The organism is Aliiroseovarius sp. CAU 1755, from assembly GCF_054482655.1.
In genome coordinates, this window is record NZ_JBTLRH010000001.1 from 1,435,781 (window position 1) to 1,445,428 (window position 9,648).

General features: G+C 59.8%; 9 protein-coding genes. 6 read left to right on the top strand and 3 right to left on the bottom strand.

Translation table 11 applies throughout. The features are described 5' to 3' along the window. Positions 1-44 precede the first annotated feature (44 nt). Genes ACXYMP_RS07130 through ACXYMP_RS07145 form a run of 4 tightly spaced genes read left to right on the top strand, consistent with a single transcriptional unit; the run spans position 45 to position 3,710 of the window. On the top strand, positions 45-695 hold the full coding sequence (locus tag ACXYMP_RS07130; RefSeq protein ID WP_298569535.1) for a TetR/AcrR family transcriptional regulator: 651 nt from the start codon (positions 45-47) through the stop codon (positions 693-695). After that, entirely contained in the window at positions 692-1,642 is a 951-nt protein-coding gene (locus tag ACXYMP_RS07135) for an HlyD family secretion protein (RefSeq protein ID WP_458905251.1), read from the top strand. The genes ACXYMP_RS07130 and ACXYMP_RS07135 overlap by 4 nt, the downstream gene beginning before the upstream one ends. Beyond that, positions 1,639-2,577: an ABC transporter ATP-binding protein gene (locus ACXYMP_RS07140; RefSeq protein WP_298569531.1), complete on the top strand. Its 939-nt coding sequence runs from the start codon at positions 1,639-1,641 to the stop codon at positions 2,575-2,577. Before ACXYMP_RS07135 ends, ACXYMP_RS07140 begins: the two co-directional genes overlap by 4 nt. Then, positions 2,574-3,710 (top strand): ABC transporter permease, encoded by a 1,137-nt coding sequence (locus ACXYMP_RS07145; protein WP_298569529.1) that lies wholly within the window; start codon positions 2,574-2,576, stop codon positions 3,708-3,710. Before ACXYMP_RS07140 ends, ACXYMP_RS07145 begins: the two co-directional genes overlap by 4 nt. Positions 3,711-3,756: 46 nt before the next feature. On the opposite strand, the gene ACXYMP_RS07150 is transcribed toward ACXYMP_RS07145, so the two are convergent. After that, on the bottom strand, positions 3,757-5,151 hold the full coding sequence (locus tag ACXYMP_RS07150; RefSeq protein ID WP_458905254.1) for a carnitine 3-dehydrogenase: 1,395 nt from the start codon (positions 5,149-5,151) through the stop codon (positions 3,757-3,759). After that, the gene (locus ACXYMP_RS07155; RefSeq protein ID WP_458905256.1) at positions 5,148-6,059 is read right to left on the bottom strand and encodes a beta-keto acid cleavage family enzyme; all 912 of its coding nucleotides are present in this window, start codon (positions 6,057-6,059) and stop codon (positions 5,148-5,150) included. The genes ACXYMP_RS07150 and ACXYMP_RS07155 overlap by 4 nt, the downstream gene beginning before the upstream one ends. An 80-nt stretch (positions 6,060-6,139) precedes the next feature. On the opposite strand from ACXYMP_RS07155, the gene ACXYMP_RS07160 reads away from it, so the two are divergent. After that, a complete protein-coding gene (locus ACXYMP_RS07160; RefSeq protein ID WP_458905258.1) occupies positions 6,140-7,126 on the top strand; it encodes a GlxA family transcriptional regulator in 987 nt (328 codons plus the stop codon). Here the strand turns inward: ACXYMP_RS07160 and ACXYMP_RS07165 are convergent. Beyond that, positions 7,090-7,746, bottom strand: coding sequence for an NnrU family protein (locus ACXYMP_RS07165; RefSeq protein ID WP_298569521.1), 657 nt, complete (start codon positions 7,744-7,746; stop codon positions 7,090-7,092). The two genes, ACXYMP_RS07160 and ACXYMP_RS07165, sit on opposite strands and share 37 nt — an antisense overlap. A 243-nt stretch (positions 7,747-7,989) precedes the next feature. Between ACXYMP_RS07165 and ACXYMP_RS07170 the strand changes: the two genes are divergently transcribed. After that, on the top strand, positions 7,990-9,648 hold a 1,659-nt coding region (locus tag ACXYMP_RS07170), incomplete at its 3' end, for a HAMP domain-containing protein (RefSeq protein WP_458905260.1).

The following is a 9,648-nucleotide window of genomic DNA, read 5'->3' on the forward strand; positions in this document are numbered from 1 at the left end:
ACTTTCCCCTTTATATAACTGACCAGTCAGTTATTAATGAGAGCATGACAGCATTCAAACCCAAAGAGCCAAAGTTTCGCCGTCGCGCCGAGGCGCGCCCGGATGAGGTTTTGGACGCAGCGCTCGCTCTGTTCACCGAAAAAGGCTTTTCTCAAACCACGGTCGACCAGATCGCGCGTCGGGCCGGGTTTTCAAAGGGCACTGTCTATCTGTATTTCACGTCGAAAGATGCCATTCTGGAAGCACTGGTCGAACGCGCCATCGCCCCGTTGACCGGATCTGTTTTCGACGCGATGCAAGGGTATAAAGGCGACCCACGACCTGTTTTGGCGATGTTTCTGCGACAGGTCGGGCAGGCGCTGAGTGATGACGCCGTGCGGGCCGTGCCGATGATCATCCTGCGCGAAGCCTCGATCGCGCCCCAACTGGCAAGCTTGTTTCGCGACAAGGTGCTGTTTCGTGCGCTGCCCGCCATCGCGGCGCTGTTGGCGCAAGGGGTTCAGGGGGGGCATATCCGACCGATCGACCCCGAACTGACTGCGCGATCTGTGATGGGGCCGATCATCGCCCATATCATCTTGTTCGAAGTCTTCAGCGTTGCCCCTGACGGAGGTTTGCAGCTGGACGAATTGGTTGAAAACCACCTGCAAATTCTGTGTGCGGGATTGGCCCCCCTTGAAGGAGATGCCCAATGAGCTCGCTACCCGACTGGCTGATTGCGTTGATCAGCATCGTTATCCCCGGCTTCGGATCCCCTGATGTCAGCGCCTATAACGGCTATGTGGAGGCGGATTATGTTTACGTCGCGCCCTCGGCAGTGGGGCGGATCGTGCAGATGGGGGTCGACGAAGGTGAAATGGTTGAGGCGGGCGATGTCCTGTTCATGATTGATGCCTCGCACCAAAAGGCGGCTCTGCGCGCCGCTACGGCACAAGTCGCGGTGGCGCAGGCCAACCTCGACAACCTGTCGACAGGCAGCCGGACGGCCGAGATTGATGTGATCCGGGCGACGCTGGATCAGGCCCGGGCTGACCAGCGGTTGGCCCAGTCCACGCTTGATCGGTCCGAGCAATTGCTGGCCAGTGGGTCCGTGTCAAAGGCGCGTGTCGATGCAGACCAAACCATGGTTCTGAGCGCCAATGCGCGTGTGGCCCAGCTTGAGGCGCAGTTGCAGGTTGCAGAATTGCCAGCGCGCGACGCCCAGCGTATCGCCGCCGAAGCATCGCACGAAGCCGCCCTGGCACAGCTGGACGACGCCCGGTCCGCTTTGGCTGATCGCGAGGTGATCGCCCCGGTCGGCGGGTTGATTGACCGCGTTTTCTATGAAGAAGGCGAGGTGGTCGGCGCGGCCGCGCCCGTTATGTCCATCCTGCCGCCGGATGCTCTGAAAGCCTTGTTCTTCGTGCCCGAGGCACATCGCGCCAGCGTTCAACCCGGAGAGGTCTTTGACGTGACCTGCAATGGTTGTCCCGCCAATCTGACGGCGCGGGTGACGCGGCTGGCGACAACGCCGCAATATACACCTCCCATTATCTATAGTCGCGAAGAACGCGCCCGCCTTGTGTTCCGCGCCGAGGCCGTTCTGGAAAATGCCGACGGCGTGTTGCCGGGCCAACCCCTGACACTTAGCCCCCGCCAATGACCCAAGCGCCCGCCATATCTGTGGTCGATCTGACAAAGTCCTTCAGTGGTCGCGTGGTCGTGGATCACTTCGACATGGAAGTGCCGAAAGGTGCGATCTACGGCTTTCTGGGACCGAACGGGTCGGGCAAGACCACAACGATCCGCATGATGTGCGGGCTTTTGACGCCTGATGGGGGGCACGGCACCTGCCTTGGCTATGACATTCTGACCGAACAGGACCAGATCAAGGAAAACGTGGGCTACATGACCCAAAGGTTTTCGCTTTATGAAGACCTGACCATTCGTGAAAATCTCGACTTCATCGCGCGGATGTTTCAGGTGAAGGATCGCCGCGCACGGGTGCAAGCCGCGTTGGAGGATCTGGGTCTTGCCAATCGGGCAGGGCAGTTGGCGGGCACCTTGTCAGGCGGTTGGAAGCAGCGACTGGCGCTGGCGGCTTGCATGATCCACGATCCGGCACTTTTGTTGCTGGACGAACCCACGGCGGGCGTGGACCCCAAGGCGCGACGTGACTTTTGGGATGAAATTCGGCGCTTGTCCGCCAAAGGGGTCACCGTTTTGGTGTCCACCCATTACATGGACGAAGCCATCCAGTGCGACTTTATCGCCTATATCGCGTATGGCAAAAAGCTCATCTCGGGTACCGCGCGCGATATCCCGAAAATGATCGGACTGCACACCTATCGCGTGACCGGCCCGAACCTGACTGCGCTTGAGGCCACATTGCGCGCTGACCCCGGGGTCGGGCAGGTGGCGCGGTTTGGGGCCGTCTTGCATGTGTCGGGCACGGATGAAGCGGCGCTGAAGGCGCTCGCGGCACAAAACCAAGCCAAAGGCACACATAAATGGGTCTTGAAAGAGGCCGAGCTGGAAGAGGCGTTCATTTATCTGATGGCGGGGGCAGCGGACAATTACGACGGAGGTCCGGCATGAGGTGGCGGTTTTCGTGGTCCCGATTTTTGGCCGTTCTGTCCAAGGAATTCGTGCAGATGCGGCGTGACCGAATTACCTTCGTGATGATGATCGGCGTTCCGATCATGCAGCTCCTGATCTTTGGCTATGCGATCAACTCTGACCCGCGTCATTTGCCGACATTGGTCGAAATGGCAGACGAAGGACCCGTCACGCGCGCCATCCTGATGGGCATGCAAAGCTCGACCTATTTCGATTTTGAGGGCGTCGTCACAAGCCCGGCGCAAGGAGAGCGTGCGCTGCGCGACGGCACCGCCAATTTCGTCGTGGTGATCCCGCAGGGATTTGAAACCGATATCGTTCGCGGTCTGTCGCCTGAAATCCTGATTGCGGCTGATGCCTCTGACCCGACGGCCGTTGGGGGGGCCGCAGGCGCGATGTCGGGGATCGTGGACACCGCGATGGCGCAGACCCTGACCGGCGCGCTTGGGTTTACCGCAGCCCGCCCGCCGCCGTTCGGCGTGGTGGTTCACCGTCAATACAACCCGGAAGGCAACTCTTCGATCAACATCGTGCCGGGGTTGCTGGGGGTCATTTTGTCGATGACGATGATCATGATCACGGCGGTCGCGATCGTGCGCGAAAGCGAAAAAGGCACGATGGAGACCTTGATCGCAACACCGGTGCGTCCGATGGAGGTCATGCTGGGTAAAATCGCCCCCTATATCCTTGTGGGTTATGTGCAGACGCTGGTGTTTCTGGTCGCGGCGCGGGTGCTGTTCGGTGTGCCTTTCATCGGATCGCCAGTGGCGTTCTTCGTCGGCTTCAACCTGTTCATCGTCGTGAACCTTGCGCTTGGTTTTCTAATCTCAACGGTGGCGCGCAGTCAGATGCAGGCCATGCAAATCTCGTTCTTCACGTTGCTCCCGACCATTCTGCTTTCGGGTTTCATGTTTCCGTTCGCCGCCATGCCCGGATGGGCGCAGGCAATTGGCAATGCCATTCCTGCGACGCATTTTCTGCGCCTTGTGCGCAAAGTCATGCTGAAAGGTGCTGATCTTAGCGATATCGCGGTTGATTTGCTGGGCATCGCGGTGATCATGCTGGTGATCGTGACCATTGCGCTTAAACGCTATCGCCAGACGCTGGACTAGCGCGCATCACGTCTGCTGGCTGAGCGTGTTGCCGGACCCGCGACCCTTATGCGCTGTGGTTGGCATGTAAGGATGCCAAAGCTACGACGCGCGCTTCGACATCGGCGCGGGGCGGGCAGGATTTGCGGGTGTTTAGGTCCACATGCAGCAGGAATTGATCGCAGGTTGCCAGCAGCCCGCTATCCTTCGTGCGCTTCATCTCGTGCCACAGGCGCAGCTTTTTGCCTTCGCCAAGGGTCACGGTGGTGTCCACGTAGACCGTTTCGCCCGCATGGCATTCGTCGATATACTTGATGTTGGTTTCAGCGGTGAAATAGCTGAGGCCCGACGCGATATAATCCGCATCTGCGCCCACATGCGCCATCACCCGGTCGGCAGCATCCGAGAACACCTGACCATAGCGCCCTTCGTTCATGTGGCCGTTATAGTCCGTCCAGTCCACCGGCACGTCACGGGTGACGGTGCGCAGGGGAACGGTATCGGTCATCGTAGGCCACAGGTCCGCCTCGTGTTCGCGGATCACCCGGCCTGCGCCGGATCCCGGCCCGCGGGCCTTAAGGGCGCGCAGCATCGAGACGAGGTTGTCATCGCGCAGGCGCTCCAACTCGCGGATCGACATATGGCCCGATTGCGCGTCCGACTGGCCTGCGATCAGGTCAACCAGTTCATCGGTGAATTCCGGCACGTCCATCAGCTTGGTCCAGGGCCAGGACAGGCAGGGGCCGAACTGGGCCATGAAATGTTTCATGCCAGCCTCGCCGCCCGCGACGCGGTAGGTTTCAAACAATCCCATCTGCGCCCAGCGAAGGCCGAAGCCCATGCGAATCGCCTCGTCGATTTCCTCGGTCGTTGCGATGCCGTCCTTGACCAGCCAGAGCGCCTCGCGCCAGACCGCCTCAAGGAAGCGGTCGGCAATATGGGCGTCGATTTCCTTGCGCACTTTCAGGGGGAACATGCCGATGGACTGTAGGATGTCGGCGGCACGGGTGCAGGTGCCTTCGTCGCCCACAAGCTCGATCAACGGCAGAAGGTAGACCGGGTTGAACGGATGCGCGACAATCGCACGCGCGCCTTTTTCGTTCAGTTCCGACGGTTTGAAGCCCGATGTTGATGAGCCGATGATCGCCGTTTCCGGCGCGAGACGCATCAGGTCTGCAAAGACTTTGTGCTTTAGGTCCAGCCGCTCCGGCACGCTTTCCTGCACCCAATCGGCACCTGCGACGGCTTGGGCCAGATCGTCGTGATAGGTCAATTTGCCCTCTGCAGGCAGCGCGGTTTCGTAGAGGCCCGGCAGCGCGCGGCGGGCGTTGGTCAGAACCTCGCCGATCTTGCGTTCAGCCTCGGGGTCGGGGTCGAACACGGCGACGTCCCACCCGTTCAGAAGGAACCGCGCGGCCCAGCCGCCGCCGATGACGCCGCCGCCAATGATTGCCGCCTTCATTTCGGGGCTCTTTTCACAAGGCCCAGCTTTTCGCGCACCTCATCCGGTCCGATCACGCGGGCGCCCATGCCTTCGATGATGCCACGCGCGCGGGTCACCAGCTGTTCATTGGTCGCAAGCTCGCCCTTGCCAAGCCACAGGTTATCCTCAAGCCCGACGCGCACGTTGCCGCCCGCCAGCACGGCCGCTGCGACATAGGCCATCTGGTTGCGCCCCAGCCCGAAGGCCGAGAAGGTCCAATCGTCCGGCACATTGTTGACCATCGCCATGAAGGTGTTCAGGTCGTCCGGCGCGCCCCACGGCACACCCATGCAGAGCTGCACAAGGGCGGGGCTATCCAATACGCCTTCCTTCACCAACTCCTTGGCAAACCAGAGATGGCCCGTGTCGAAGGCCTCGATCTCGGGTTTCACACCAAGATCGGTCATCATCTGGCCCATGGCGCGCAACATGCCGGGGGTGTTGGTCATGACATAATCGGCCTCGGCGAAGTTCATGGTGCCGCAATCCAGCGTGCAGATTTCGGGCAGGCACTCGGCCACATGGGCGACCCGTTCGGCGGCGCCGATCATGTCGGTGCCGGCATCGTTCACCGGCATGGGCGCGTCCGTTGGGCCGAACGTGATGTCGCCGCCCATGCCCGCGGTCAGGTTCAGGACCACGTCGACATCGGCGTCGCGAATACGCTCGGTCACTTCGCGGTAGAGTTTCAGGTCGCGCGAGGGCGTGCCAGTTTCGGGGTCGCGCACATGGCAATGCACGATGGCAGCGCCTGCTTTCGCGGCGGCAAGGGCGCTGTCGGCGATCTGCTTGGGGCTGCGCGGCACATGGGGCGATCGGTCCTGCGTGCTGCCTGACCCGGTGACGGCGCAGGTAATGAAAACATCGGTGTTCATGGTCAGGGGCATGGGATCCTCGCAGAATGGTTCGCGTGTCCATTCATGATGTCCGGGATTGACGCGCGTGATGTGCAGATTTAAGCAAAATCATGCAGAAATGGTCAAAAACCGAAAAGCAAACTCAACGCATCAGCTTTTTGCTGTTCGATCAGTTTTCGAACCTTGCGCTGGCCAACCTTCTGGAACCCTTGCGCGCCGCGAATGCGCTGTTGGGGTATGCGGCTTATACTTGGCAGATTTGCACGCCCGGTGACCGCACGGTGCAGTCTTCCAGCGGGTTGCCGGTCATGCCCACGACGCCGCTTGGCGAGATCGGACGCGGTGACATACTGTATGTCGTGGCGGGTTATGATCACCAAACCCATGCCACACCTGCGACCGCCAAGATGTTGCGCGCTCTTGCGGGTCATTTCCAGGTGATGGCTGGAATTGATACCGGTAGCTGGCTTTTGGGAGCGGCCGGGCTTTTGGATGGGCGTCGTGCGACAGTTCATTTCGACCGAACCGAGGCCTTTGCCGAGAGGTTTACCTCCATCAATGTTCAGCGTGCGCGCTGGGTGCGGGATGGTGATCGGATCACCTGCAGCGGTGGTATGGCGGCATTCGATCTAGCATGCGAGCTGATTGGCGAAGATCACGGGACGGCTTTGCTTTTGGAGCTCACGCAGCTTTTCATGTCGGATGGTTCGCACGCGACCCAAGCACCGCCCCAAATACGGTCTGACCGGCGCGTCGATCTGTGCCTGCGTGTGATGGCGGCACAGATCGAAAATCCGCTGACCATCGCGGAACTCGCGCGGAAGGTTGACTGTCGCCAGCGCGATCTGGAGCTTCGTTTCAACAAGCATTTCGGGGCGACCCCGCGTCAGGTCTACAAGCGTTTACGCCTGAATGCTGCCAAACGCATGTTGATCGCGGATGGTCTGTCAATTGCCGAAGTCGGGTTGCGGGTCGGCTATGCAGATGCCAGCGCATTCGCGCGCGCCTTTCGGCAGGAATTTGGCTGCAACCCGCGCGATGTGGCGCGCGGCATAGCGCTTCAGAACAGTGGTGAGACTCCGATGACGGGCCCATGAAGGCCAATCAGTGTCAGATAGACCGCGACCCCAATTCCAAAACGCAGCACGCCGTTGGTGGTGAGGCGTAGTTCTCGGCGTGTTTGGGTCAGGGCGTGCCAGCGTGCCTCGCCCATGATCCGTTTCTGGCGCCGGTTAACGATCTTTGCGCCGAGCAGCGAAAAGCCCGCAAACAGTCCGAACAGAATGAGATGGGCAAGGTTTCCGTTTGGCACCATATGCCCCAGCGCCCACAACAACAGCGCCGCCAGAAGCGGATGGCGCACCCAGCCGACCAGCCCCGGTGCGGACGGCTCAAACCGGTCATTATGCGCTCCGCCAAATGACAGCGGATTGGGCCGCCCGATCGCCATGGCTGCAATCACACAGGCCAGGAACATGCAAGTCAGCGTGACATGGTTTTGCCACAGCGCCCAATCCCAAAGCCCGATAAAGGGCGCGCGGCCTGCAGCCACGATAACCCAGACCAACATTGCGGTAGACAAGGCCGAATAGGCAATCGTGAAACCGCGCTGGCCCAGTCTGGATACCAACCTCGCCTTGACGGCAGGGCGCACCGGGATCGAGTGCGATAAGAAAAACATGAAAAACGCGAAGAAATATCCATACCATCCCGTCATGTTTTGCCGCCTTTCAACTTGATCTTGACGCCCTTCTAGGGGCAGCGCGCCGCGCCGTCCATGGGCGAACTGCCGCAACAGCTGGCCTATGTTGCGCTGCCCGTTGACCCGATAGACAAGACGTTTTTGAGGTTCCGGATTTTTGCGAGCCCGCGACAAGACCGCCGTTAACTGCAGCGAAATACCTTCGCGGTTATGGTGCCTCGGATACGTTGTGGATGTGTCGCAAAAGGATGCCAGTGCATGAAGAAATCGCCGCGTGATATTGCTCGCAAATTGGGTTTGAACACCATTTTCCTCAAGATCTCACTTATTGTGGCGATCAGCAGTGCATTGGTGGGTGTCGCCTTGGCCTATTTGTCCATGGCGACCTCGAACAAGATCATCGACAGCACGGTGGCCTATCAGGCTGCTGACATGACGAAGTTTACTTCGGATGTGCTGGTCGGGTCGTTCCGGGCAAATAGCCGTGTCGGTGTTGAACGGCGGCTAGAAGGCCTTTTGTCAGAAGGTGAGGGAAAACTGCGATATGCAGCCGCTTTTGCAACACCCAGGGACACGTTGTTTGACGGCGGCAGCGATGCGGATGTGTTGCCGGACTTGCAGGCCCTTGCCTTGCGCGCGTTTGAGACTGGCGAAGTTCAGCGGTCGTTGGATGGGACGCTAATCGCCCAGCCCGTGCAAGCTGATGGAAACGACAAGGTGCTTGGTGTGGTTGCGCTTGCATGGTCCGCCCAGCAGCTTCGCGACGTGGCCAGCAAAGATCAGAATTTGGCTTTGGTGGTCGCGGCCGTGATCTTTCTGATTTCTCTGGTCGCGACGACCTACGTCGTGTGGCTGACCGTTGCGCGCCCTTTGTCTGGAATCAAGGACGCGATCGACCGTGTGGCTTTGGAGGACTATGACACCCCCATCCCAAGCATGACCCGAGGCGACGAGTTGGGAGGCATCGCAAAGTCGCTTTGCGCCTTTTCGAACCGGTTGCGCGATGGGGTTGAACAGATGCGCGAGAACCTGTTTCGAGGCACGGCTTTTGATCGGTCGTCCGCCAGTTTGATGCTGACGGATGAAGCTCTGACGATCACATCCTGTAGCCCGGCCCTCTTGGCAGTGCTGCGAACCCATGAAGGGAATTTTGAACAAGTTGCGCGTGGGTTTGACCCCGACAACCTGATCGGAGAGAGCCTGTTGCGTGTCATGCCCGAAACGACACATGACGATGTGAAACGCTTTCTTGAAGGGCGTGGGCGGACCCCTTTCCATGACACAATCGCGGTTGGGGATGCGCGCTTCACGCTCGATATCAACCTGGTTTGCGACCCGGAAGATACCGCAATGGGGTATGTCGTGGAATGGAAAGACGTGACCCAGGAAACCATGAACCTCGCGATCCTAAGCTCGATCGACAGCCATCAGGTCAAAGCGGAATTCAGCCTGTCGGGCCATGTCCTGACGTCAAATGCCCTGCTCAGAGAGCTGCTGGACAAAACCGCCGACGCGTTGACAGCGATGCACGTCAATGACCTGTTCCGGTTTGATCCTGATCTGGCACGCGAACGAGGCCCTGTCTTCGAACGACTGAATGACGGTGAAAGCATTTATGGTCGCTTCGAAATGCAGTGCGACAACGGAACAATCGCATGTGTTGAAGGCAGTTTTGCGCCTGTTCTGGACAGCAAGGGCGTTCTTTTGCGGATTGTGTTTCTTGGCAAGGACGTGACGTCAGCGCAGCGCGCGCTGGCCGAGGCGGAGGCGCGTCGCGCAGCGATGGAAGCCGCGCAGAGCGAGGTCGTTGAGGCCTTGCGCGTGGGGCTTGGGCAGCTTTCGGACGGTGACCTGACGACGCGGATCGACCGTGCGTTTTCGGCCGATTACGACGAATTGCGCGAGGATTTCAATTCG